This window comes from Novosphingobium sp. TK46 (assembly GCF_055361525.1).
Genome location: NZ_JBSZKB010000002.1, coordinates 167,216 through 190,900, shown reverse-complemented (window position 1 = coordinate 190,900; position 23,685 = coordinate 167,216). Strand labels below are relative to the sequence as shown.

Here is a 23,685-nt window from a genome sequence, read left to right as displayed (position 1 = left end):
CCGTGCAGCATCGATCTGAGCACCTAGAGCGTTTCCCCCTCCGGTTCCGTCATAAGGCAACATGGCAAAGCTCCTTTCCGCAAAAATATCATGGCTCGCCGCCAAAAGCTAGCGTGGGCCCTGATGTTTGAGGAAAGGTTAGCTAAGGACGCTTGCGGCTAGGGCCGGTCGGTGTTTACGCATCACCATCAATCATAGAGGCAACGATGCCCCAGGTCGCACAGCTCAAATTCTTCCTCGACTTACGCCGTCGCATCCTCGCCCACGAGTTTCAGCCAGGCGAGCGCTTGACCGCGACTACGTTTCTGGACGTTGGATTGACGCGCCCTGCCACCTTGGGCGTTCTGAACGCGCTGGCTACGGGCGGGTATCTGGTTAAGCATCACAACTTTTACACCCGAGCGGTGTGGACCGCGGACAGTCTGATGGAGTGTACCGACAGGTTCGAGGTGTTTGTCGAGATTTGCGCGACGCGAGTGATCCACGAACAAGGCCCGCGCCTGCAGCGGCTGCACCAACTGGCGATTCAGATGGCAGAGACGGACCCCGCAGATGAAGCGTTTTTTCTACAGTCCTTCGCTTGGGTCGGCCTGCTCTTCGACGCCGGCGAACGCCGTGTGATCGCCGAGGTAGCCTACAAGCTGATCCCGCAGGCGTACTACCGGATCCTCTGGAACCTCGTCATCTCGAAACCTGCTTTGTTGAAAGTCGTCCGAGCGATAGCGCGGCACAATGTCGAGGCTTTGGAAGGCGATGTCGCTCAACTGCGTAAGAGCCAGACCAATGTTTATGAGAACCTACGTCGCGCCATCGACATCGGCCTTCGATCCAATCCCTCGCTGAGATTTGACCCGGATGAGTTTGCTGGCCGCAATGCCGTGCGAGAGTCAGATGTTCGCGGACGCACTCTCGCAATGACGCACCCTTCCTATCCTCAGTTTCTCGGTGTCGAGCGCAAACCAGCCTCTGTTCCGCCGCTTGTCGTTCAAACGGATACCGGGATGGCGCGGAGTCCTGCCACCGAGGGCATTCCTCGTAGGTAGGTAGCGGCGCGCGCGGCTGTGACAGCGTCCCGAATTGCGAGAGCTTTGACCATCCCCGTGATCGTTGCACTGATGCAGCTTGCCGCCCCGTCATTCAACGTTGTTGACCATGCATAGGCCCGGCTCGCTTTGGCAAAAGCGGTGTACTCGCGAAACAGATCAGGGGAGTTCGCCGCAGCGACCAGGACAAGGAACAGATGCTGCGTGTTGATGCAGACCCTGAGCACGTCCTCTCGCTCGGCGCATTCCTCGATCGTAGCGGCTAGGTGCTCGAGCGCGGGCAGGATCGGTGTAAAGTCCAGGTAGCGGCACTGCAATGCGACGATGGCTTCGATCGCCGCCAGAACGTCGAAGTCGTATGATTTGGTACGCGGATCCAGGCGAGCCCATGTGAAGTAGGTGAGCTGGTGCTGGATGAACCCGCCAGCGCGCAGAGCTGCAAAGGCCGATACGCCCCACTCGGGGCTTTCGTCAAAAAGGTCGGCCAGCAACTCAGGCTTTACCGAAGGGTCGTGGAGCTCTGCTCTGGCGATCCGCCATTTGAGTTCTTCCAGCCTGGGGTCGCCAGTGGCGCACAGGTCGGTCGCAGCTTGGTCATAGAGGGCCTGAACGTCGTCTGCTGTCGTCATAGCGTCGCGTATCACAGGCTCGGTTAACGGGACTACACTGTTAACCTTTAGTCGCGGATGGCTTCCATCTCGCGGGCGTGGATCAGCAGGGGCTCCAATCGAAACGCGAGCGGCTCGAGGAGTGTCGCGGCCAGAACCCGCGCGCATGTTGCTTCCAGGAGCGGCAGGTCGAAACTATCGACGCTCTCTGTGGCTTCAAATTCGTTGAGCGCACCAAGCAGGATTTCAAGATCGTGGAATTGAACCATCGCTTCGGCCTCTCGATGTGCTCCTGCAAGGACAGGAACTTCCAGACAGCAATCGCCAAATGCTCTGGCGCTGACCTAAGGGGAGCGTCAACGCCGGTGGAACGATATGTGGTTTTTCACCATATCGCTCACACCTGATAGAATCGTAGGCCGGCCTGACATATTACCTGCTTTGATCCGCACCACTTTTTCGAGCGATGCAGGAGACGGCATGAGGCACAGGAGCTTTGTATTTCGTCCGCTTTGATCTTTGTTTCTCGCCAGGTCGCAGGATGCGAAGCACGGATCATGGCCCCAAGGGCACGCGCGTGATCTGGCTGTCGGGACGAGAAAGGACGTAATGCCTTGTTGAGCGAGCAACAGGCTGCGGAGATGCTCAAGCAACTGACCGCCAAGCAGACCGAGGTTCTGGATTTGCTGGCTAGGCATTTGACCTCAAAGCAGATCGCACGCGAATTGAACCTGGCGCCCAATACCGTGGATCAGCGGATCACAGCGGTGCGAGAGAAGTGGGGTTTGCCCAATCGTAAAGCGCTTCTGCGGCAGCTCACCGAGATTCAGGAGATATGTGGAAAAACCACATATCGTTCGGCCCCACTCGACGAACAGCCTCTGGACAGCCAAGGCGATGGCGATTCTGAATCAAGTACCGATCCGATCGTCCTATCTCCCCAGCTCCCGCCGGCACCGAGCATGGACGGTCCTGACGCGCGCCGGCTAACGCAGCCGTTTGTGCTGCAGAACGCGGACATTCGGTTTGGGCGGCTCGGTCGGGTGGGTATCGCGCTCATTTTTGCTTTAGTAATTGCGCTTACGCTCGCGGTCAGCTTGTTCGTGGCCGAATCAATGGGTCATTGGCTCTGAAACCTTGGGTTGGTTCGGGTCTCGGATGCTTCTTAAGCCGAAGTGGTCCTTTGGAGAGTGCGCGGTGACGCTGAATGATCTTCTCATTCCGTACCAGATCTTCATGTTGGCCGCGTGTGCATTTGTACTTTGGAAGGGCTGCACCCCGGAACGCTACGGCGTCGGGACGATCGTTGCGATGGCCATATTCCAGCTCACCATGGAGGTAGTCACCCCAAGCCGGTTCATAAACGTGGACGCCGCCTCGCTTGGCTCTGATCTGATCGGCTTTATCGGGTTTGGCGTGCTGGCGCTTCACGCGCGAAGGGTTTGGCCGCTGTGGGCGGTCGCACTGCAGATTATAGCGCTGTGCGCCCACTATTCGCGGTGGGCTTCGATCTCGATGTCTCCGGGGGCGTATTCCATCATGCGCAGTACCCCCACGGCGATCATTGTGGTCTTGATGTTGGGAGGCACGATCTTGTGCCTCTTGAACCGGAGAAAAGGCTACAGCGATACCGCGTGGCAGGACTGGCCCGGGATCGCCGAGATGCGCAGTAGTGGAGCGTATCCGAACGCGCATGCACGGCGATTGTAATCGCTCGATAACAGTCTGCCGTCAGTCTGAGATTGCCGCGAGTTCGAGCTTCTTGCGGTACAGAAATGCCATTAGTGCCGGGATAAGCTCCCAGACCACCGCTCTGACTGATTCCAGTGCGCTACTGTCAGGATCGTTCGTAATTTTGATACGGGCTGCAGCGCCGATCGGGCCAACGGCATGCGATCCTAATAGGCCGAGTAAGCCCCCCTCCCGCGTGTTTGCCAGCACCAAGGCCCAGACTTCAAGATCCGCTCCAACCGCCTCGAGGAAGCCGCTAACCCAGGACGACACGTCAAAGTCGCCTTCATCGGTCACCCGCAGAACCGGGGCGTACGCGGTGTCCGTCTCGCTTAGCTCGCGGCGTATCGTCGTAAGTCGAGTAGCGAGTTCATCGAAAGCACCCTGGTCGATATGCGAAGCGGCGGAGCCTATGATTGTCTCGATCCACTGACGATCCGTGCTCCTGTTCAGCGAAATAGCAGCGCCGGCGAGGAAGCCGTCCACGACGGAGGGCTCCGGACGTTTGGTGGGATCTTGCGACCACCAGTCCTCGTAAGCCTGCCACATCTTGAACTCCTCTCGTCGCGATCGCGGTCCCTACGGCCAGATGCGTGGTCTAGCGAATGGCCATGACCTCGACCTCGGCGTCGTTCGCGATCTCAAGCCACTCGATATCGCTTGTTACCGCCGTCGCACCGATATGATGGGCCGCAGCGAGGCACGCGCGGTCTCCCAGCGAGAGGCCCTTGCGTTTGGTACTGGCCCGCAAAAGCCCGGCGCGGTGAGCCTGGTCCCCGTCGAACGGCACTTCAAGCAGGTCGAGTTCATCGAGGCTGCGGCGAATGACGTCCTCCGGCACTTTATAGTCCTGCAGTTTGCTGACGACTTCGGCCAAATTGACCGTCGAGACCCTGGCACCCACCAGAACCTCCTGAACCCGGTCCGCGCCTTTCTCACCGAGCATCAAGGCGAGCAGTGCCGAAGCATCGAGCAGGTAGATTGTGTCACTCACCAGCAGCCTCCGCGCGCCGATCCGCGATCAGTTCGTCCGACATATTTGCGTCTTCCGACACATACTCGCGCAGCCGCGCCTGGATCCGCGAGACGGTATCTCGAAACGGGCGTACATGGATCTCACCATCGATCATCTCCAGCAGCACTGTATCACCGTCAGAGAGCGATAAGGCACGACGCATCTCGACAGGAAGCTGCAGTCTGCCGCCCGATACCAATCTGCCTCTTTGTACGTTCATGTTCTATGTCCATCTACGCGGTGCCGCTATCTCCATATACAGGCACTCTACAGACAGCAATAACGCTCACTCGCTACAGCCCTGCACCGCTCTGTATGTCCGATAACCTTCCTTATCGGTCACTGGACAAGCAAGCGGGAAGGGGGCAAAAATGCGGAATATGGACGAACCACTGGCATCGAACTTGCAAGACGAGCATGCGGATGAACCCGCAATCATGCCGGCATTGATCTCGAGCATGTCGGCTGAGCTGCTGCTGCCCGATATCGTGAGCGAGGAGCTCGAGCGCGCCGACGCTTACGCCCGTGCCGCACGCTCGGACAACACGCAGCGCGCCTACATGGCCGACTGGCTGATTTTCACCGAGTGGTGTGCGCAACGCGGTGACTGTCCCTTGCCCACCGACCCGGAAGTCGTGCGTCGCTTTGTAAGCTGGGAAGCGGATCGCGGCCGGTCGCCTTCAACAATCGAGCGCCGCGTCGCTGCAATCGGTCATTTCCATCGTGCCGAGAACCTGGTGGCCCCGACCGCGCAGCCGGGCGCTGGCAAGCTGCGCGAGACCATGGCCGGAATCCGAACCACTTTAGGCACGAAGAAGCGTCGCAAGAGCGCGGCCGATGCCGCAATCCTGCAGGCCATGTTTGAGGCAATACCGGGAGATGGTCTGCGCGCTTTGCGTGACCGCGCGGTGCTCGCGATCGGCATGGCGGCCGCCCTGCGCCGTTCTGAACTTGTCGCGCTGCAAGTGTCGGATATCGCTCTGGTGCCTGAGGGGCTCAACATCACCATCAAGGCCTCCAAGACCGACCCGACTGCCGAAGGTGTGGTGATCGCCGTTCCTGAAGGAACACGGCTGCGGCCAAAGGCACGCCTGCTCGACTGGATGAATGGGGCAGGGCACGACGAAGGCGCCTTGTTTCGCCGCTTGACCCGCAAGGATGTCCTTACGGCCGCGCCCATGAGCGATCGCGCCGTTGCCAGACTTGTGCAGGCGGCTGCCAGCAAGATCGGTCTCGATCATCGGGAATTTGGTGGGCATTCGCTCCGAGCCGGCTTTCTGACCGAGAGCGCCGCGCGCGGGGCAACCGTTTTCAAGATGCAGGAAGTTAGCCGCCACAAGACGGTGCAAATTCTATCCGAGTACGTGCGATCTGCGGAAAAGTTCAAGGATCATGCCGGCAGTGGCTTTCTTTAGTCTTTATCTTGATTCAAGCTCGTCGGACTATGTCAGACAACCCTCCCAAACAGTGTGATATGCCGCAAACGGTGAATGCGCGTCCGCTCGATATGGTTGCTCGATTGCTATCGGCCATCCCTGCCGTTGCTGTTGCAGGCACTGCATTCCTTTATCTTGCAGGATTCACCTATCTGCGTGTCTACAGGGGCGGGTTTGGCTTACTTTTTGGAGCAACGGAGTCGACCGTTCCGGAGGTTATTGCCGAAGGGTACACCGTCGTGTTGTTCTTCTTGATCGAGAAAGCGCCCGCATACCTCACGATGGTAGTGCTCGAATTTGCACTGGTCATCTTACTCGCTGCTTTTATTGTGTTTGGGATACGTCGCAACAACATGCACTGCCTTCAGATCCAAGGGATATTAGATAAGAGAAGCCGAGGGATCAGCCATTCGGGCCAGCAATTACTACTTCTATGTGGCCTCGGACTGCTACTTGTTGGAGCCGGCCCCGCAGGCACATATGCAGCCAAAATCCAGCGCGCCCACGCCTTGCAAAAGGCCAGCGAGAACTGCTGCTTTGTTTATTCGCTACCCGGCAGGTCTATTCGAGGCTATCCTATTGCGCAGGATCATAACCATATTTGGCTACTTGGCAGCACCGGTTTGACTGTTCTGCCTTTAGACAACTTAACGATCCAGAACCGAGCAAGCCTTGGCTCAGGTAACCGGAACAAGCCATGAGTCTTTCTGCTGCTGCCCTGTTCTTGTGCACCCCTATCGCCGTCTTCGACGGTGATGGCCCGGTGCGCTGCCGCGAGGGTGAGAAGATTCGGATCGCCGGGATTGCCGCACGCGAGATGGATGACACCTGCCGGCCGGGACACCCCTGTCCCAGCGCAAGTGCGATCGACGCTCGCGATGCGTTGGTCAATTTATTCGGCGGCGCCCGGGGACGCTGGAAGACCGGCCATATCGTGGTGCGCTATCAAACCATGACATGCCGCAACCTCGGTCGAAGCTATGATCGTGTGGTCGCGAGTTGCACACTTCGCGATGGACGCGATCTTGGTCGAGCGATGCTCGCGACGGGAACCGTCGCCGCCTGGCAGCCCTGAGGCCGGTAAGTGTAGCGGCTTGCAATGATGATCGCCCCGAACTGCAATAGAGTGCAGTTGGCGGCTCACATTGCGTGAGACAGATCGACGCGGCAGGCGCACGATCGTTGAGACGCAACCCGCGATCGGTGCGACGGACGCACAATGTTGATCCCTCTGCTCGCGAATGGCGATCGAGGTGCCCTGCGCTTTCTCGAAAAGGATGGTGAAATGGGAAAGCCGGCGCCAGGGTCCGCTATGTGCGGCATCGGTGCCCGATTCCGGACAGGCCGTTCACGCCCAATAGCGGTCGTTGACGGCTCCTCCGAAAATCGACAGCTTGGCGGTATGAAGGCCCGTATTCTGATCGCTGCGCTTGTCGCTCTGCTCGTTGGCATTTCAGCAGGTTGGACTGGTCGCGGCCTCATCGCGAGCGACCGTTGTTTGGATCGTGGTGGTGCTTGGGATGCCGATCTAGACGCCTGCGAGCTGCCAATCCGGAACGGCAACTAACCACCTGCAAGGCGGACATTCACGACTATTTCCCTCAGGACCTTTACACGCGAGGATGAACTGGGGAGCGAATAAGCCGCCTAGCGATCATAATTGGTGTGCTGCGGAACGTTGCTGGCAGTCAAGCGATTGGTTTTGGTCAAGGAGAAGCCCATGATCAGGAAACTGCTAATCACCGCTATCGCCACCGTCAGCATTGGAAGCCCCGCACTGGCTGATATGCCCGGCAAAAGCTGGATCAGTAGCGCCAAGGTAAAGAATATGCTTTCGAAGCGAGGCTACCGCGTGACGAAGCTGGAAGCCGATGATGGCCATTGGGAAGGCGAAGCCATCAAGGCCAACGTCAGATATGAATTCCATGTCGATCCGCGTTCGGGAGCTATTACCAAGATGGAGCGCGATCGCGATTAGCAATCGTCAGGGCTGACCAAATCTTGGGTGGGAAGCAGCCTCATCTGTGCTCGCATTCCCACACCAACTTAATAAATATCGACGGAGCCGACTGCGCTTCCCGAAAGCAGCCCGTTGCTTACCCCTTCAGCCACATCAGGCGCCGTGATGGCGATGAACAAAGGGCCGCTTCCGAGCACCGCATCGTGGCCCGTCGAATGGCCGGAATGAGGGCGGCAGGCGCCCTGCCCCGCTTATTCAGCCACGCACGTCCGCTACGGGCGATTGCTTTCCTGAATCCGGACAGGCTGCTCGCGCCCCATTGTTGCCGTTCGGCCTTTACCGCCAAATAACAGTTTTCCATATAAGACCCTTCTTGTTTTGAAGCTCGTGAGGTCTTGGAGACTGTGAAACATAGTGCACCGCAAGCATCGTTACGCCGGATTGTAGGAATTTCTTTTGCTGCATCGATGTTTGCATCGCTCCTTGGGAGCCTTGGCAACGTTGCAGATGCACTCGTCAAGGCACCACATCTCTCTAATTTCATCGCAGCACCATTTTATTTTGTGCTAGTTCTGATAGTTGGCTTGATAACTTCGATCCCGTTCGGGTTTATTATTGGTGTTCCTGCTTTATGGGCACTTCGATCAGTTATCCCGAAGCAACCCATATTGATGGCTGTTTTATTAGGGCTGGCGGGGTGTCTTCTTGGGATTCCTATCGAGGACTATTTGAACAGAAATTCGATCCAAAGGGGCGATGACGTGCACCTATATATGGCTTGGGGGGCTCTAGTTGGATCATCACACGCTTTGATCCTAGTTTGGGACCGCAATCGCAAAGCACGGAGACGCGCCTTAACTGAGATAGATTGATGGCGGCTTACCACCTGCATCTTCGTCATACGGCCCGCTCCATGCGGAACCCGAAAGCTGCCGCCCATTCAGCTAGCGGGCACCTCCATCAAGCCCCCGTCAGTCCTTCCCAATGGGATGGTGAAATGGGAAATACGGAGCCAGGTCCGCTAATCTGGAATCAGCGCCCGATTCCGGACAGGCTGCTCGTGCCCCAATTCCAGGCGCACTGCTACTCGCTGCTATCGTTACGGTGTTGCGGCTTGCCCAAAATCTGTTGCGTCCGCGCTTTAGAAGCGTTCGCTCTTGCAATTGCAGCTTCTAAACGCTGGATAGTTCATCTGACCGATGCGAGGAGCTCATCCAAGCTTCCGGCAGGCGGCGGATTGGTCGGGGATTTCTGGCCGATCTTCGCAATACCATTTGGAGTTGGAGTGCAAGACCACTCAGCCGTCGCTTACTCAGATGCAGGCGACGATGTCTCCTCTTAAGCCCGCAAAAAGGACCTAGTCCATCCATCTACGTTAAAGTGAGTCGAATGTCCGCTCGCCACCGCCAACCCGGACGAAAGCCGCCGGTCGGCACAAGCCCCACTTTCAGTCGTTCCCTCATATGATCAGCCGAGCCGGAGTATGTGCTCGCGGAAGCCGTCTGGCCCCGTATCTTCGGCGTAAAACTCAAAGCCGCACCCGCGAAGGATCGCAAGGGAACCAAGGTTCTTGATACCAACGGTGCCAAAGAGCGGGCGCTCTAGATGTAGCTTGAGAAACGTTTCGACGGCAGCTTTACCGATGCCCTTGGCCCAGTGTTCCCGACCGAGCCAGTAGGCGATCTCAGACCTATCATCTCGCGGGAACGCAGAGACGTACCCTGCAACCTTGCCATCTGCCTCGATGGTCCAAACGATGAACATAGGCCCGGCGATGATCTTGCGCCAATGCTCATCGAAAGCAGAGCGCGTCCGAGGAACAAACCCGGCCATGTCGGCCGCTTCTGCGTCCCACTGATGCTCAAAGAAGACCGGCAGGTCGGGCAGTCGAACGGCTCTTAAGCGAATCTGCATGCTGAGCATTTTAGTTAGACACAAGCGCCGCGTACATGTCCGGTCTCACCGCCCATCTCGTCATTGAGACCACTCTAAACGGAGCCCGATAGCTGCCGCCCGTCCATCGAGCGGGCACTTCTTGGAGTGCCCTTCAGTTCTTCCCAATGGGACCAAATCTCGGGTTTGAATGGGTATGGTTGGAGCCGGTCATATTGCCTCAACGTACGAGGCCGAGGGGCTTTGGCACTTGGCGCCACGATCTCCGCCGCCAATCATGAGTCTCATTCCATCAACGATACTGGTCGGAAGCTATGATCGGCTCGCGCCCGAAAGTTCAGCAGGCGGGCCGGTATATCGCCAGTTTTAAACGAATAGGTGGTGCCTGCTGGGATATAGAGCGATCCTCCGGCTGCAACGGACTTATTCGACCAGTGCAATGATCCCTCGACGACAAAGAAGATCTCGTCTTCGTCGTGGGCATGAGGTGCGATGAGCGTGTGCGGGTGGAGATGCATCTCCATTAGTTGCATCTGTGTCTCACTGCCGGCTTCATGGAAGGCAAGACGACCTTGAAGCTCGGTCGGATCGATATGATCTCGCATCCACCCCATGGGAATGTCGTTCATCTTTCGCCAGCCAAGCTGATCGCTATGGTGTACGCGGATTGTCATTTATCGCCTCTTTCCTTCCGAACGGTTGTTGATCAGGTCGGCGCGTAGACGCAGATCTTGTGCCCGTCGGGATCGCGCAGATAGGCGCCATACCGACCACCGGCTTCTTCCCGTATCCCCGGCGCTCCGGCACAAAGGCCGCCATGTGTCAGACCCGCTGTATGCCAACGATCCACCATACCGGCATCGGAGGCCATAAAACCCAGCGTATCACCATTGCCATACGTCGCAGGCTGTCCATTCCTCGGCGGGGCCAGCATAAAATGGATTCCGCCCGGCAGAGCGTAGAGGATCACGGCCTGCCCCATCGGCACCCGGGTACCGTGGTAGCCAAGGGCCGCATAAACGGCGTCATAAAAGGTGCCCGCCCGTTCGGCATCGTTGGTCCCAAACCGCACCGACATCAACGTCATCACCATCGATCTCCAAAGTCCGTGATCTGGCAGCAATGTCATGCCTGTCTTTGACTGTCTCACGGCGATCGGCCATTGTTCACGCTCAAACGGTCACAATGGCAGTAGAGGCAGCATGGCGGCTCAACCGACTGGCGCAGACTACGATATTGGATTGTCGACGCTGGTCGATCCGGCGCTACGCGCCTGTGCGGGTGCGATCGTGCAGGACGAGTACGATATGGATGCACCCTGGCATCATCATGACATGCATCAGGTCCAGTACGCGTTTGAAGGCGCGATGGAGCTTGAAGATGACCGTGGCCGTCATCTGTTGCCGCGAAGCCTGGCGGGATGGATTCCTGCCGGAACCCGACACCGTAATAGCCTGCACCGCATTCGATCAATCTCGATACTGCTCGCTCGCGATAGCGTAGCCCAGGCTGGGATTGGCGTGCGCATTCTTCATGTGTCGCCATTGATGCGCGAGATGATCGCCGAGGCCGGCCGCTGGCCTCTTTACCGAATGCACGACCCAACGGCAGATGCGTTCTTCGCGGCCTTTGCGTGTTTATGTAGCGAGTGGATCGGCAATGAGACACCGCTCACACTGCCAACGACGACAGACGCAGCTCTCTCGCGCGCGCTTAGCTATGTCCGTAGCAATCCAGCTGTCGCCGTGATGGATCTCGCCATCCACGCTGCTGGCCTGTCGGAACGCACATTGCGACGGCGCTGTCAGGCGCAGATCGGGATGGGCTGGGACGAGTATCGAAGGCGTGCACGGCTTCTGGCGGCAGTGACCCCGCTCACTGAAACTAACCGCAGCATCGCACAAATTGCCGCCGACGTTGGCTTTGAAAATCAAAGTGCCTTTGCCCGCGCTTTTCGCGAGCTTGTCGGGCAGTCTCCGCATCTGTTCCGCACATATGCCAAACGTTGATCGCCCACTTCCCCAACAGCGGCCGAAAGATGTCCACCATGGGCCGACGTCGAGAAAACGTGCCGCTAATGCCGCTGTTCCTCTTCATGTGTGCGCTGTCATTCCCGCGATCGATCGAATTCTGGGAATAGCCGGTTCGGTAGACGTGGGACATTTCAATTTAGGAACGAGGGCGGAGATGCGGACGCTGGACGGCAGACAAAGCTTGTCTAATACTCAGACAAGCTTGCCTCTCAAGCGTGAGGGTGGAAACAATTTATGCGTACAGCATTCTCTTGGGCGCTGGCATTCGCGACGCCTTTTCTGCTGAGTGCCGGCGCTCAAGTACCAGCGACAGAAGCTATCCTAACGAGCAAGCACCTCGTGCAGATTACCGATGGTCGACGGTTGAACTTTGTTTGCGCTGGAAGTGGCTCGCCTACGCTGGTGTTCGAAGGGGGCATGGGTGCTCATTTGTTGTCCTGGCAGAAGGTGGCTGGGCCAGTGACGCGCGCAAACCGAGCCTGCTTTTATGATCGCGCCGGCTACGGATACAGCGATCCACCTCGAAGGCCGTCCACAGCCGAACACGCAACGAATGACTTGCATAAGGTACTTCGCCGGGCGCATGTCGCGCTGCCAGTCGTACTTGTCGGGCATTCCGTAGGCGGACTCTACGCAACGCTCTACGCTGATCGCTTCCCCACGGACGTAGCTGGTCTCGTGCTGATCGATCCATCGTTCGCGGAACAGGACAAGGGTGAAACCGCTGACGAGCTGGCCAAGGATGCCGCCTCGTTCCGCGAAACTGTCGCACAGTTTCGCGCTTGCGCCCGGCTCGCTCGGTCTGGCGCGCTGCGTTCCGAAAGACACGACGAATGCTTTGCGTTCGCACCCGAACGGACGCCTCGCGAGAAAGCGTTTCTGACGTATCAGATGGTGCGACCTGCTCGGTATGAGACGATGGCTTCAGAAGCTGAGAGCCAGCACTCAGCGGACGGTCGGAGCGACGTAAACTCGGGCCAAGAGATCAGCGCGCGGCGATCGTTCGGAAGCATGCCTGTGACGGTACTGACTGCCGCGCTTGCGGCAGACGCGATTACGTCCACTCCCGAACGAGCCTTTGCTGAGCGCAATTGGCGTTTTTGGAAGGCGGGACATGATGCGCTGGCGGCTCGCTCTGTGCAGGGGCGCTCGCTGGTTGTGCCTGATAGCGGTCATTTCATTCAGCTCGATCAGCCGTCCGCAGTGCTTTCTGCAATCAGCGAGGTGGTGGAAGCGGTCCGCAAGCCCTAGTCGGTGCACTTTCGTGGCCTGCGGGCTTCAATCTCTCAAATGACTTCCTCGCTGGTGCTATCGCTGTGACGGGCAGGCCGGAAATTGGGCCGGGGCGGACATACCGGCGGCCCCGGTTGCGATGGTGAAATGGGAAATACGGCGTCAGGTCCGCTAATCTGGAATCAGCGCCCGACTCCCGACAGGCCGCTCGCGCGCCCCACAAGCGGACGTCAGTGAGCACGATCTTACCGCTATCTAATAACCCGATGTGTAATGAAGCAACCATGAACGCACCTGAGAAACTCGGATACCGCCTTGCCGGTTGGATTGCCCGCAATCACTTACTTGCGAGATTTATTTTTGGTATTCCGATACTTTATATGCTTATCGTGTTCGTGAGAGACATTGTCGAACTTGCGATGGAAACAAGTTGGATCGCCTATGCTGGAGTATTTGTTTTAGGGTTGCCTATGATTTGGATTGTTCTCAAGGATAACGGCTGGAAACTCGACAAGCAAACGGCCATGGTCTTGGGGATACTTCTCTTCATCCTCTTTTTGTTTAGCCTCTTCCCGGCCTCCGTGAGACACTGACCTTTGCAAAGCCGCTGACTAGTGTGTAAAAAGTAGTCTTCCGCTTCTGTCCAGAACGCAGCCGTCCCATTCGGGATCGAGAGATTGGAAATTCGACCGGCCTAGCCTGCGGGTATGTCATAGACCGCCACGCCCTCATTCAACTCTGGTGCGCGAGCCACGACGCTGCCTTCCGGCGTCACGATTGCAGTGCATCCCCAGCTCATGAGGTTGCCCGAAGGGCCGGCCACATCGGCTGATGCCACCCAGCACCCCGTCTGGCGGGCGCGGTCGATCAGGTTTGCCAAGCTCTTTTCCCGCCAGCGATCGGCCGTTTCGGAGCGCAGCATGTTGTTCAAAGGATATAGGATCAGCCGCGCGTTCTGATCGGCTATGCGCTGAGCCGCGTCCGGATGGTTGGCGTCGTTGCAGATGTTGACGCCATACCGAACACCTGATCGACAAAAGGTGGGGAAGTCGCTGCCTGCGGCCACTCCCGGCTCGTTCGGATGCGCCTTCGCGTATCGGCCGACAACCTGAGCGGCCTCGATGACGAATGCGCTGTTAAAGACTTGCCCATCCACGAGGTCAAACGCTCCGACCACCAGCGTCGAGTGAACTGCCGCTACCCGCTCGCACAAGGCGGCGATGGCGGAGGTGCCTCTGCTTGCGCGTGAATGAATTGTCTCCGGGTCGTAGGAGTGGCCGAGCAAAAACGCCTCCGGGAAGATAATCAGTTCGACGCCTTTTTGGTCCGCCCAGCGAAGTCGATCCACGATCACGTCACCGGCACGGCGCGCGTCATCAAGGATGGCGGAGCATTGAACAACGGCGATACGCATCAACGGCAGCTTTGCCCGCAATCGCCTTTTCCCGAAAGGGAACCGCTAACGGGACGGTCGGGGCGGCAAGCTACTCACGGCCGTCCGCGAGGGGGGCGGTTTTCCCGAAATCTGTTCCCGATTGTCTTTTCCCAAAATTCGCCGCTGCACATGGAATAACGGGAATCCCGGACTCCCCCGGCACCAGAAAAACGAGCGGTTATCTCGCGGTCGCGCGATGCCGCCCGAGGCGGTCGAAAACGACAAGAAAACCCGTTTAGAAAACCAGTGGCATCTTGCACCATGCCGATGGTCTTTTCTGGCGGGGTACGTGTCCGCAACCGTTCGCCGCTCGGCGAACATCTCGCGTCCGTTGCACCCCAATGTGATTTGCATCTCAACGATCATGCGCCCGCCGATCGCCAGCGTCTCACATAATGTGAGCCGGAAAATGGTCTTTATTGCAGTTCCGAGCGATCATCATTGCGAGCCGCTACAGGTAAGAGGCCTTTTCCGTCAAGAAAGGTTGGCCCCGGCAAACCATACCCAGACATGGTCGCGTTCAAGTTAAATCAGTCTGCCGGGACGACGTGCCGATACAGCTTCACTCGAGCGCGCACAAGACTTCGACATCCGCGGATGAGTCACGTTCACGCGTCTTGCTGTCGCGTCGGAAATATTGGACCTCTGACGGTCATCTTGTCGGCGTCAAACGGCTGCTGGAGCGCACACACTTCATCATAGCTTCCCCTAAGCCATGTCTCGATATCGCCCGGATTTAATATCGTAATCATCGCCGTGGGATGGATCGGTTCGACAATGCTGTTTGGATCACAAGTCACCATGGTAAAGCCGTTGCCTTGTTTGGTGGGCTGCCAGAACCCGGCAACGGCAAAGACGGGTTGATCAACCACCTGGAACCACATTTCACCCTTCAGCGGCGGCTTGCCGTCGCCACGGTCGTGCTTCGCGGGCGTGAACTCGCAGAACTCCGTCAATGGCACCAGGCAGCGGTTCTCAGGCTTCTCGGCCAGCTTACGCCACTGCGGGAGGCCGAGCTGGCGCACGTTCGTCATCTTCCACTTGGCCTGCCCACCAAGGACGTCCCACGTCATCACGTCCCAAGCTCGTACGCCGCCCTGCTCGCGGATGACGTAATTGCGGCTGCCGGGCCGCAGCTCGCGTGGATTGAAGCGATTGTCGCGGGGTCTCTCGCTGAACAGTGTCGCCGCCGAGCCAAAGATCGTTTCAGGCTCGCCGGCCATTCTCGCTCGGTTGCACATACGTCAGATCAGTCGTTGAGGCGCTTCGCACGTATGTCGCGAGCAATGTCAGACAGCAGCGCCAGGACGCGCTCGTCGCTCTCTGCTTCGGCATACGCTTCTACGATGCGAGCCGATTCCTCAAATCCATCAGTGGTCTCTTCCATTGCACGACAATGGGCCAAGAGGCTCGGTGGATCAACTTGAAGACGCTACCCGCCTGGCTTGCTGAACGGCAAGCCTTGCCATAGGTCGCCGGTCCATCATCAACCAACAGGAGCGCCTAACATGAACAACAGCGATCTCGCAGATACCATTGCCACCACGGCCGACGTGTCGAAGGCCGATGCCCGCAAGATTGTCGATGCCGTGTTCGTGGCGATCGCCGATGCGGCTGCAAAGGGTGAGGAGGTATCCCTCAATGGCTTCGGCAAGTTCAAGGTGAAGGATAGCCCCGAGCGCGAGGGTCGCAATCCGGCAACCGGGGAAGCGATGACGATCAAGGCATCGAAGAAGCTGACGTTCACTGTCGCCAAGGCGGTGAAGGACAAGCTGAACGGCTGATCGGGTATGCTGGCGGCTCTGCAATCAGGGCCGCCAGCAATTAAGCGCTATCCTGCATCCTTTCCGCGCATGCCGACCACCTTTTCTGCGGCAGCATCGAGCTGCTCACGATCATTTCCAACTGTCTGGATCAGAGTCCGAGCCTGGTGCTCGCTCAATCCGTGCTTTTGCGCGAAATACTCGACCTCGTACGCCTCGCTTCCGGAAACCCGGCTGCGATCACGTCCATCCTGCTTCGTTTTGTCATCAGCCATTGCGTTAGGTCCTTTCGTTCATACGCAACGCATAAGTTGTTGAGACGATGCGTTAATCTATGTTATTGAGATTGGAAGCGCTCCCATCGCGATCATCTTGAGGAGGAGCGACGGGAAAGGCCGTCGATGTGTCATGCGTTGATTATCGAAGATGAGCCTTTGATCGCATTCCATATCGGGGACGTGGTTGAAGAGGCTGGAGTGAGAACCGTCACCTTTGCTCAGACAAAGCTGGAAGCAATAAGCGCGGCTATGGAGCGCAGGCCCGATATCATCGTGGCCGATGTAAATCTGCTAACTGGGACAGGGACTGAGGCCGTAACCAGCATCCGACTGCAATTTGGCCGTATTCCAGCCATTTTCGTGACGGGAAATCCGGAAGCGCTGGAGGGGTACGATCACGATGGCGTCATGGAAAAGCCTTTTCAGGTCGACCGCCTCAAGCACGCAGTTGCGCGGCTCACCGTCAACTGCTGACATCAGAGGGGAGAGATCTCCTCGTAGCAGCCCGCACGCCTTAGCTGGCGAACGATCCCGTTAAAGGCGGCCGTCACACCCTGGGCGCGACCAATCTCATTCTCCTGGCGAGCTGCGTCCCAGTAGAGATCAAGTGGCCAGCGCTCGGGACAGTGCGGCACCAGGCAGCGTAGAGCGAGGCGGACCTCCACGCCGTCCACGCGGGTCTCTGATGATCTGGACACACCGGAGCGCAGGATATGGACCGACAGCGCGATGACGACGCGCTGGTGCTTGTGCAGCTTGGCCACCGCTCAATGGAAGTCATGCGACTTGAACCGCACGACCTCCTCCGGGTCCGTGCCGTTGCTGTGTGGTGGCCAATAGGAATTGCTGGGTTTGGGGCTCCAGCCCTTGTCGCCGCGATCTGGTGAGCCTGCATGCCTTGCCCCATCGCCTCGGCCAGTCCGGTGCGGGAACGACATTTCGCCGACACGGTGGAGGAGCGGACCATGATCTATGATCTTGTCGCAGATGACGTGGATCACCTCGCCTTCTTTTTGCACGCGGCCCTTCATGCCGATCATGGAGGCCGACATGACGGTGCGGCGCTGGGCCTCGAAGCGGTCGGGCCACAAAATGCCGTTGGCGATCCCGGTCTCGTCCTCGATGGTGATGAACAAAACGCCCTTCGCGCTGCCGGGCTTCTGACGCACCAGGATGATGCCCGCGACCTCGACATGACGACCATCGCGGATGGTGAGCAAATCCGCACATCGGGTGACGCCGCGCCGGGTCAGTTCCTCGCGCAGGAAGGTGAGAGGATGAGCGCGCAGCGACAGCTGGAGCGAACGGTAGTCCTCGATCACCTCGCGCCCATCCGTCAGCGGTCGCAGCTCCACTATGGGCTCGTTCCCTTCCGCGCTGAAGGTCTCGGCCGCGCGATCGGCGGCCGCGAACAGCGGTAGCGGCGCTTCGCCAAGGCCCCTCACCTTCCAAAGACCTTGCCGGCGATCGGCGCCGAAGGCGTGAAATGCATCCGCATCGGCCAGCTTCTCGATCGCGGCACGCTGCACACCCGACCGCCGCCAGACGTCTTCGACGGATACGAACGGCGCGGTACTGCGAGCACCGACAATCGCGGCGCCATCGGCGTTGGACAGACCGCGCACCTGGCGCAGCCCCAGCCTCACGGCGAAGTAGCGCTTGCTGGTGGGTTCGAGCGTGCAATCCCAACGGCTCGCGTTCGCGCACGGCGGCAGCACATCGACACCGTGCTCGCGCGCATCGCGCACGATCTGTGCCGGCGCATAAAAGCCCATTGGCTGCGCGTTCATAAGCGCGGCGCAGAACACGTCGGGATGGTGATGCTTCATCCAGGCCGAGGCGTAGGCTATCTTGGCGAAGCTGGCGGCATGGCTCTCGGGAAAGCCGTAGGAGCCAAAGCCCTCCAGCTGGCGGAAGGTGCGCTCGGCAAACTCACGCGGATAGCCGCGCGTCACCATGCCTTCGACCAGCTTGTCCGAGAAATGCGAGACGCCGCCGGTGAACTTGAACGTCGCCATCGCGCGGCGCAGCTGATCGGCTTCTGCCGGTGTGAAGCCGGCGCCGACGATCGCCACCTTCATGGCCTGCTCCTGGAAGAGTGGCACGCCCAGCGTCTTCTCCAGCACAGCGCGCAACTCGGGCCGTGGGTACTCGGGCTTCTCCAGACCCTCGCGCCGGCGCAAGTAGGGATGGACCATGTCACCCTGGATCGGTCCGGGCCGCACGATCGCGACCTGAATCACGAGATCGTAGAAGCGTCGCGGCTTCATGCGCGGCAGCATCGACATCTGCGCCCGGCTCTCGATCTGGAACGTGCCAAGCGTGTCCGCCTTCTGGATCATGGCGAAGACATCGGGGTCATCATCCTGCAGGTCCGCCATGCAGACCTGCAATCCCTTGACCTCCTCGAGCAGATTGAAGGCGCGGTTCATGCAGCCGAGCATTCCCAAGCCGAGGACGTCCACTTTCATGAACTTCAGCGCATCGATGTCGTCCTTGTCCCACTCGATGATCTGGCGGTCCTCCATGGCCGCTGGCTCGATCGGCACCAGGTCGTCGAGCCGATCGTGGGTGAGGACGAAGCCGCCGGGGTGCTGGCTCATGTGGCGCGGCACGCCGATCAGCTGGCGGGCAAGATCGAGCGTGAGACGTAGCCGGCGATCGCCGATGTCGAGGTTGAGTTCCTCGACCTGTTTCTCCCCCACGCCCTCGGCCGACCAGCCCCAGACCATGCCGGCGAGCGAGGAGGTAAGATCCTCAGGAAGGCCGAGCGCCTTGCCGACGTCGCGCACGGCGCCGCGCGCGCGGTAGCGCGTCACCACCGCCGTCAGGGCGGAATGGTTGCGGCCGTAAGTCTCGTAGATCCACTGGATGATCTCCTCGCGGCGCTCGTGCTCGAAGTCGACGTCGATATCGGGCGGCTCTCTGCGCTCGCCCGACACGAACCTCTCGAATAGCAACTCGTGCTTGATCGGGTCGATCGAGGTGATGCCAAGCACAAAGCACACGCACGAATTGGCTGCCGAGCCGCGTCCCTGGCACAGGATGCCGCGCCGACGCGCCTCACGCACGATCGCGTGCACTGTCAGAAAGTAGGGCGCATAGCCTAGCTCTGAGATTAGGCGCAGTTCATGCGCGATCTGGTCGCGGTAAGGCTTGGGCACCTCGCCATCGAACATCCGTTCCACGGCATCGCTGGTCATCTGCTCGAGCGCTTCGTGCGCGGTCAGGCCCTCTATCACGCGTTCGTGCGGGTATTGATAAGCAAGCTCGCCAAGATCGAACGTGCAGACTTCAGCAATGTCGACACTGGCGCGCAACGCGTCCGGATAGGCATTGAAGCGGCGAACCATCTCTGCAGGCGATTTCAGCGCGCGATCGGCGTTGACCTCGCGCCGGTAGCCAAGCTCGTCGACCGTGCACTTTTCTCGCACGGCGGTGACCACGTCCTGCAGGAGGCGTGCCTCGGGTGCATGGTAGAGCACGTCACCTGTGACCACGGCCCGGACGCCGGCAGCGCGAGCTTGCTGCGCCAGGGCATCGATGCGGACAGCGTCTCCGGGACGACGGCGCTGGAACAGCGCCATGTAACCCCTGCGGCCATAGAGTGTTTTGAGATCGGCGAGCGCCGCGTTGTTCTCCTGGTCGGCTTCATGCGGAAGGAGGATGGCGATTAACCCATCTGACCAAGGCGCAAGATCATGCCAGTGCAGCTCGCACTTGCCCTTGCCCGCGCGCCGCTTGCCCACCGTCAGCAACCGCGTGAGCCGCGACCAGGCTGCGCGGTTCGTTGGGTAGAGGATGAGCCTGCGCCCACAGGCAAGATCCACGCGAGCACCGGCGATCGAGCGCACGCCGGTGACCTTCTGCGCTTCCCACGCACGCACCACGCCAGCGACCGTGCCGATGTCGCCGATGCCGATGGCGGGATAGCCTTGTATCGCTGCGGCTCCGAACAGCTCCTCGGGGCTCGATGCACCGCGCAGCAGTGAAAAGTGAGTGAGGATCTGGAGTTCGACGTACTCGGTCACGCGAACACCCCATGGATCCACCACGAGAGATCGCCGGTCGCGTTGTCCATGCCATCGCCGCGCCGGAACACCCAGAAGCGCCCGCCCTGCTCGTCTTCGATGCGAAAGTAGTCGCGCACCGCCCAGACTTCCTTGTCCCGGCGCCACCATTCGCCGTGGATCCGTTCAGGCCCATCGCCAGCGACGACCTTGTACGCCGTGCCGCGCCATTCGAACCGCTTGGGAGGTTGGTCGGGCAACAGCGCCATCACGCCCCACAGCGGCTCGGGCCGGGCAAACATGCGAACCGGGCGCTGCCACTTGGGCCAGCTCTCCGGCACGGCGATCGGGCTGACGCGCTCGGTTGCGCGCTCGGGCACATGACTGGCGACCGGTGCCATCCTGTAAACGGCATGCTCGCCAACGCGGCCCGCCACGACGTCGACGAGGCGGGCAGGATCTCGCACCTGGACGTCCCCTGCGAGGATCTTGCCAAGGTCCACGGCATCGAGGGGCTCGGTGTGTGGCGCGGCGAGCCGAAACTGCTCGAGGCCCATGCCAGGATCGATCCGCTCGATCTTGAGCTTGAGGAGCCGCAGAAGGTGCGCCGCTTCCCGGGTCGGCCGCGACGTGCCGACAGCAATGACCTCCTCGCCACCGTCGACGCGCAGAGCCGACAGCCGCAGCGATCGTGCACCCAGCCCTCGCGCCTGCAGGACCCCGGCCATGTCGCCAAGCAGATCGGCCATGACCTGGGCGATCGCCTCGGCCGTGCCGATGGGTTCGAGCAAGCGGCGTTCGACCAGCGGGATCTCCAGATCCTCGCGCGGTGTGATCGGCTCTGCAACCGAACCCAGCGCCTGGTCGAGCCGCTTGATGGCAAGCAGGCCAAGGCGGCGGGCGAGCGGCCCGCGTGCGACCGGCAGCAAGTCTGCGATCGTCTCGAACCCGAACTTGCGCGCTGCAGCAAGCGCGGAGCTCTCCAGGCGCAACGCGGCGATCGGCAGCGGCGTGATCGCACGCACCGTCGCGCCAGGCGGGACGATGGTGAGCTCACTGGACGCGAACCGTGCCAGCGCGTGCGCGGCACCGGGCGTGTCGGCGATTGCGACGCGTGCGGTGAACCCGGCACGCCGGCAGAAGGCCACAAGGCGCTCACAGAAGCGCTTCTCGCCGCCGTGGAGGTGATCGCAGCCTGTCAGGTCGAGCCATAGCCCATCGGGTGGCACCGCCGAGGCTATGGGCGACCATCGGCGCACCGCGAGCAAGGCCAGTCGGTCCAGCAGCTGCGCATCCGCATCAGCATCGGCGGGGCGCAAATCGAGATCGGACACCAGCGCTCGCGCGTGGGTCGCCGCCATACCGGCGTGGATCCCGAGCCTGGACGCGGCGGCGCAGACCGCGACGATCTCTTCACGTCGTCCGACCTTGCCGACCACCGCCATGGGAGCATCTTCTGGAATGTCCGCGACGACAGCCGAAGCAGCGCCTTCGTCCTTCCCGGCCCGCTTGAACGGATGTTGTGCAGCCTCCGATCGCCGGCCAAGCTCACGCATCGCCGGCTGCGCGTGCTTGGGCAGCGCATCGATCTGCTGCTGAACCTCGCCGCGCTCGCAGCCTCGTGCCCAACGCGCGCCGGGCCGCCACCCGCCTCCGCGCGGAACGGAGCAGGCACCCGGATCATCGTCGACAGGAAGCTGGAGGGCGGTGCGCTCAGGCGGCGGCTGTGCGGACCGTTCCAACCGTCTCAGCCGCTCGATGGCCAAGTCCGGCAGGAACAGCGAGACGACCCGTCTCATCGCAGCCCTCCAGTATCATTGAGAAAGGTTCGCCGCCGCGCTGACGCGCAAGCTCTACCAACCAGCGTGAGCGGCCGATGCCGGGGACAGCGAGCCGCTCGGATGGAGCGCTGGCAATCCGCCAACGTGTCCACGCGGTCGATGGCTCCTCCAGCGGATCTCGGTCGCGGTTGCGTCGGTGGCGCAGGATAAGCACTGGCAGATCGGCTTCAGCCGCGACAAGCTGCAGGCGCCGGCTCGCCACCATCGATATCTTACGTGCCTCAGCGATCACCGTGCACGGCGTGCCATCGCGCACGGCGTCCTCGACAACGGCCAGTAGCGCCTGCTCGTCGCGGGGTTGCACGTGAATGACATGGGCGGCCGACAGACCCGCTTGCGCCACGCCTGGTGCGTAGAGATCGTTGCGGCAACTCGCCCATAGCACCGGTGCGCCAGTGGCACTCGCCTCGCGCGCAGCGATGCCGGCGATGAACAGCGTCGCGGCTGCATCGTCGACAAGCGAGCAGCTGCGGGCGGCAATTTCGTGCAACGCGCCGGCACGCAAGCCCTCGCCCGCAAGCCGCTTGTCGAGGGCTTCGACCCCGAACGGCAAGCTGCGGTACGCTGGCGCAGGCGCGGCCAGAGACCTTAGCTCCTCCAGGATTGGTTGTATTTTCTCGTTGGCGACCGGCATGTCATCAGACTCATGTGTTCCGCTTATGTTCTGCTAATGCAGCTCGTCGGTCAAGGGTTCCTGGCCTAGCGGGCACGTCCCTTGCGTGAACAGCAGTGGAACACTCAGGGGATAAACCCGGTACAAAGTGCTTTCAAAATATTGCAGAATGATTCACAGACGAGCCATGCCGATCCGTGCCGAGAACCGCTGGTTTTACCCGATCGACTGGCCACAGCTATCGAACGCGATCCGGTTCGGGCGCGCGCAATCGCGTTGCGAGCGGTGCAAGCGGCCGCACATGCGCAAGGTGCTGCATCTGGGCGATGGCCGGTGGTGGGACGCCGATGCGCATCGCTGGAGAAGCGGCAAGGGCAAGGTCATCACGGTGGGCGGGGCGAACCTGCTGACTGTGCGAAGCACCTATGTCGTGCTCGCCTGTGCACACCTCGATCACGATCCCGGCAACAACGAGCCTGCGAACTTGGCTGCCCTATGCCAGCGCTGCCACATGCTGCATGACGCCGCCGAGCACCGCTGGCAACGCTGGTGGAACGTCTTCCGGCGCCGCGCGATGCGCGATTTGTTCGAAGACGCTCAGCGCTCGGCGACACCGAATGTCGCGTCTGCCAAGGCAGTCAGGAAGGCTCGATGCCAATCGTCTGCATGAACATCTGAAGGCGTCAGGTTCACGTAGAGACCGTTGTCGGTGGGTATGACGTAAAAGCCGGTGCCGTCGGGATCGCCCGTCGTCACCAAGCTTACGAGCCAGTGTCGGTCCTGATCGAGCCGA

At 60.1% G+C, this 23,685-nt stretch carries 29 protein-coding genes; 13 read left to right on the top strand and 16 right to left on the bottom strand.

Features of this window, described 5'->3' with window-relative positions; genetic code table 11:
- Window positions 1-206: 206 nt before the first annotated feature.
- The gene (locus ACXJ1Z_RS19135) at window positions 207-1,043 is read left to right on the top strand and encodes a hypothetical protein (RefSeq protein WP_463781341.1); all 837 of its coding nucleotides are present in this window, start codon (window positions 207-209) and stop codon (window positions 1,041-1,043) included.
- Here the strand turns inward: ACXJ1Z_RS19135 and ACXJ1Z_RS19130 are convergent.
- On the bottom strand, window positions 986-1,672 hold the full coding sequence (locus ACXJ1Z_RS19130; RefSeq protein ID WP_463781340.1) for a hypothetical protein: 687 nt from the start codon (window positions 1,670-1,672) through the stop codon (window positions 986-988). The two genes, ACXJ1Z_RS19135 and ACXJ1Z_RS19130, sit on opposite strands and share 58 nt — an antisense overlap.
- A gap of 47 nt (window positions 1,673-1,719) precedes the next feature.
- Window positions 1,720-1,920, bottom strand: coding sequence for a hypothetical protein (locus ACXJ1Z_RS19125; RefSeq protein ID WP_463781339.1), 201 nt, complete (start codon window positions 1,918-1,920; stop codon window positions 1,720-1,722).
- Between the two features lie 348 nt (window positions 1,921-2,268).
- On the opposite strand from ACXJ1Z_RS19125, the gene ACXJ1Z_RS19120 reads away from it, so the two are divergent.
- Together ACXJ1Z_RS19120 and ACXJ1Z_RS19115 are read left to right on the top strand one after the other, a co-directional pair.
- Window positions 2,269-2,784 (top strand): response regulator transcription factor, encoded by a 516-nt coding sequence (locus tag ACXJ1Z_RS19120; protein WP_463781338.1) that lies wholly within the window; start codon window positions 2,269-2,271, stop codon window positions 2,782-2,784.
- A gap of 64 nt (window positions 2,785-2,848) precedes the next feature.
- Window positions 2,849-3,361 (top strand): hypothetical protein, encoded by a 513-nt coding sequence (locus ACXJ1Z_RS19115; RefSeq protein WP_463781337.1) that lies wholly within the window; start codon window positions 2,849-2,851, stop codon window positions 3,359-3,361.
- A 21-nt stretch (window positions 3,362-3,382) separates the two neighbouring features.
- Here the strand turns inward: ACXJ1Z_RS19115 and ACXJ1Z_RS19110 are convergent, their stop codons facing one another.
- From ACXJ1Z_RS19110 to ACXJ1Z_RS19100, 3 genes are read right to left on the bottom strand one after another with little or no spacing between them, the layout of a single operon-like run.
- The gene (locus ACXJ1Z_RS19110; RefSeq protein WP_463781336.1) at window positions 3,383-3,931 is read right to left on the bottom strand and encodes a UPF0149 family protein; all 549 of its coding nucleotides are present in this window, start codon (window positions 3,929-3,931) and stop codon (window positions 3,383-3,385) included.
- 49 nt (window positions 3,932-3,980) lie between these two features.
- Window positions 3,981-4,376 carry a type II toxin-antitoxin system VapC family toxin gene (locus ACXJ1Z_RS19105; protein WP_463781334.1) on the bottom strand — a complete coding sequence of 132 codons (396 nt, stop codon included), beginning with the start codon at window positions 4,374-4,376 and terminating at the stop codon, window positions 3,981-3,983.
- The gene (locus ACXJ1Z_RS19100; protein WP_463781333.1) at window positions 4,369-4,617 is read right to left on the bottom strand and encodes an AbrB/MazE/SpoVT family DNA-binding domain-containing protein; all 249 of its coding nucleotides are present in this window, start codon (window positions 4,615-4,617) and stop codon (window positions 4,369-4,371) included. Before ACXJ1Z_RS19100 ends, ACXJ1Z_RS19105 begins: the two co-directional genes overlap by 8 nt.
- Window positions 4,618-4,834: 217 nt before the next feature.
- Between ACXJ1Z_RS19100 and ACXJ1Z_RS19095 the strand changes: the two genes are divergently transcribed.
- The 4 genes from ACXJ1Z_RS19095 (at window position 4,835) to ACXJ1Z_RS19080 (ending at window position 7,811) form a co-directional block, all read left to right on the top strand.
- Window positions 4,835-5,812, top strand: coding sequence for a site-specific integrase (locus ACXJ1Z_RS19095; protein ID WP_463781332.1), 978 nt, complete (start codon window positions 4,835-4,837; stop codon window positions 5,810-5,812).
- 59 nt (window positions 5,813-5,871) lie between these two features.
- Entirely contained in the window at window positions 5,872-6,534 is a 663-nt protein-coding gene (locus ACXJ1Z_RS19090) for a hypothetical protein (protein WP_463781331.1), read from the top strand.
- A complete protein-coding gene (locus ACXJ1Z_RS19085; protein ID WP_463781330.1) occupies window positions 6,531-6,908 on the top strand; it encodes a thermonuclease family protein in 378 nt (125 codons plus the stop codon). The genes ACXJ1Z_RS19090 and ACXJ1Z_RS19085 overlap by 4 nt, the downstream gene beginning before the upstream one ends.
- A gap of 645 nt (window positions 6,909-7,553) precedes the next feature.
- A complete protein-coding gene (locus tag ACXJ1Z_RS19080) occupies window positions 7,554-7,811 on the top strand; it encodes a PepSY domain-containing protein (protein ID WP_463781329.1) in 258 nt (85 codons plus the stop codon).
- Between the two features lie 1,449 nt (window positions 7,812-9,260).
- On the opposite strand, the gene ACXJ1Z_RS19075 is transcribed toward ACXJ1Z_RS19080, so the two are convergent.
- The 3 genes from ACXJ1Z_RS19075 to ACXJ1Z_RS19065 all read right to left on the bottom strand — a co-directional run bounded on the left by ACXJ1Z_RS19075 (window position 9,261) and on the right by ACXJ1Z_RS19065 (window position 10,773).
- Window positions 9,261-9,707, bottom strand: coding sequence for a GNAT family N-acetyltransferase (locus ACXJ1Z_RS19075; RefSeq protein ID WP_463781328.1), 447 nt, complete (start codon window positions 9,705-9,707; stop codon window positions 9,261-9,263).
- A gap of 263 nt (window positions 9,708-9,970) precedes the next feature.
- Complete coding sequence (locus tag ACXJ1Z_RS19070; RefSeq protein WP_463781327.1) at window positions 9,971-10,360, bottom strand: cupin domain-containing protein; 390 nt, start codon at window positions 10,358-10,360, stop codon at window positions 9,971-9,973.
- Window positions 10,361-10,392: 32 nt separating this feature from the next.
- On the bottom strand, window positions 10,393-10,773 hold the full coding sequence (locus ACXJ1Z_RS19065) for a VOC family protein (protein WP_463781326.1): 381 nt from the start codon (window positions 10,771-10,773) through the stop codon (window positions 10,393-10,395).
- Between the two features lie 115 nt (window positions 10,774-10,888).
- Here ACXJ1Z_RS19065 and ACXJ1Z_RS19060 point away from each other — a divergent pair, with 115 nt between their 5' ends.
- The 3 genes from ACXJ1Z_RS19060 to ACXJ1Z_RS19050 all read left to right on the top strand — a co-directional run bounded on the left by ACXJ1Z_RS19060 (window position 10,889) and on the right by ACXJ1Z_RS19050 (window position 13,545).
- A complete protein-coding gene (locus ACXJ1Z_RS19060) occupies window positions 10,889-11,695 on the top strand; it encodes a helix-turn-helix transcriptional regulator (protein ID WP_463781325.1) in 807 nt (268 codons plus the stop codon).
- 258 nt (window positions 11,696-11,953) lie between these two features.
- Window positions 11,954-12,970, top strand: a complete 1,017-nt coding sequence (locus ACXJ1Z_RS19055; RefSeq protein ID WP_463781324.1) for an alpha/beta hydrolase — start codon at window positions 11,954-11,956, stop codon at window positions 12,968-12,970.
- 266 nt (window positions 12,971-13,236) lie between these two features.
- Window positions 13,237-13,545 carry a hypothetical protein gene (locus ACXJ1Z_RS19050; protein WP_463781323.1) on the top strand — a complete coding sequence of 103 codons (309 nt, stop codon included), beginning with the start codon at window positions 13,237-13,239 and terminating at the stop codon, window positions 13,543-13,545.
- A 101-nt stretch (window positions 13,546-13,646) separates the two neighbouring features.
- On the opposite strand, the gene ACXJ1Z_RS19045 is transcribed toward ACXJ1Z_RS19050, so the two are convergent.
- The 3 genes from ACXJ1Z_RS19045 to ACXJ1Z_RS19035 all read right to left on the bottom strand — a co-directional run bounded on the left by ACXJ1Z_RS19045 (window position 13,647) and on the right by ACXJ1Z_RS19035 (window position 15,774).
- Window positions 13,647-14,366, bottom strand: a complete 720-nt coding sequence (locus ACXJ1Z_RS19045) for a carbon-nitrogen hydrolase family protein (RefSeq protein ID WP_463781322.1) — start codon at window positions 14,364-14,366, stop codon at window positions 13,647-13,649.
- 629 nt (window positions 14,367-14,995) lie between these two features.
- Complete coding sequence (locus tag ACXJ1Z_RS19040; protein WP_463781321.1) at window positions 14,996-15,628, bottom strand: SOS response-associated peptidase family protein; 633 nt, start codon at window positions 15,626-15,628, stop codon at window positions 14,996-14,998.
- 8 nt (window positions 15,629-15,636) lie between these two features.
- Complete coding sequence (locus tag ACXJ1Z_RS19035; protein ID WP_463781320.1) at window positions 15,637-15,774, bottom strand: hypothetical protein; 138 nt, start codon at window positions 15,772-15,774, stop codon at window positions 15,637-15,639.
- 61 nt (window positions 15,775-15,835) lie between these two features.
- Between ACXJ1Z_RS19035 and ACXJ1Z_RS19030 the strand changes: the two genes are divergently transcribed.
- Window positions 15,836-16,171: an HU family DNA-binding protein gene (locus ACXJ1Z_RS19030; RefSeq protein WP_463781591.1), complete on the top strand. Its 336-nt coding sequence runs from the start codon at window positions 15,836-15,838 to the stop codon at window positions 16,169-16,171.
- A 47-nt stretch (window positions 16,172-16,218) separates the two neighbouring features.
- On the opposite strand, the gene ACXJ1Z_RS19025 is transcribed toward ACXJ1Z_RS19030, so the two are convergent.
- Window positions 16,219-16,425 carry a DUF3606 domain-containing protein gene (locus ACXJ1Z_RS19025; protein ID WP_463781319.1) on the bottom strand — a complete coding sequence of 69 codons (207 nt, stop codon included), beginning with the start codon at window positions 16,423-16,425 and terminating at the stop codon, window positions 16,219-16,221.
- A 138-nt stretch (window positions 16,426-16,563) separates the two neighbouring features.
- On the opposite strand from ACXJ1Z_RS19025, the gene ACXJ1Z_RS19020 reads away from it, so the two are divergent.
- On the top strand, window positions 16,564-16,902 hold the full coding sequence (locus tag ACXJ1Z_RS19020) for a response regulator (protein WP_463781318.1): 339 nt from the start codon (window positions 16,564-16,566) through the stop codon (window positions 16,900-16,902).
- A 2-nt stretch (window positions 16,903-16,904) separates the two neighbouring features.
- Here the strand turns inward: ACXJ1Z_RS19020 and ACXJ1Z_RS19015 are convergent, their stop codons facing one another.
- The 4 genes from ACXJ1Z_RS19015 to ACXJ1Z_RS19000 all read right to left on the bottom strand — a co-directional run bounded on the left by ACXJ1Z_RS19015 (window position 16,905) and on the right by ACXJ1Z_RS19000 (window position 22,913).
- Window positions 16,905-17,192 (bottom strand): hypothetical protein, encoded by a 288-nt coding sequence (locus ACXJ1Z_RS19015; protein WP_463781317.1) that lies wholly within the window; start codon window positions 17,190-17,192, stop codon window positions 16,905-16,907.
- Between the two features lie 3 nt (window positions 17,193-17,195).
- The gene (locus tag ACXJ1Z_RS19010) at window positions 17,196-20,459 is read right to left on the bottom strand and encodes an error-prone DNA polymerase (protein WP_463781316.1); all 3,264 of its coding nucleotides are present in this window, start codon (window positions 20,457-20,459) and stop codon (window positions 17,196-17,198) included.
- A complete protein-coding gene (locus tag ACXJ1Z_RS19005) occupies window positions 20,456-21,883 on the bottom strand; it encodes a Y-family DNA polymerase (protein WP_463781590.1) in 1,428 nt (475 codons plus the stop codon). The genes ACXJ1Z_RS19010 and ACXJ1Z_RS19005 overlap by 4 nt, the downstream gene beginning before the upstream one ends.
- A 268-nt stretch (window positions 21,884-22,151) precedes the next feature.
- Complete coding sequence (locus tag ACXJ1Z_RS19000) at window positions 22,152-22,913, bottom strand: ImuA family protein (RefSeq protein WP_463781315.1); 762 nt, start codon at window positions 22,911-22,913, stop codon at window positions 22,152-22,154.
- A gap of 166 nt (window positions 22,914-23,079) precedes the next feature.
- On the opposite strand from ACXJ1Z_RS19000, the gene ACXJ1Z_RS18995 reads away from it, so the two are divergent.
- Window positions 23,080-23,562 carry a hypothetical protein gene (locus ACXJ1Z_RS18995; RefSeq protein WP_463781314.1) on the top strand — a complete coding sequence of 161 codons (483 nt, stop codon included), beginning with the start codon at window positions 23,080-23,082 and terminating at the stop codon, window positions 23,560-23,562.
- Window positions 23,563-23,685 lie beyond the last annotated feature (123 nt).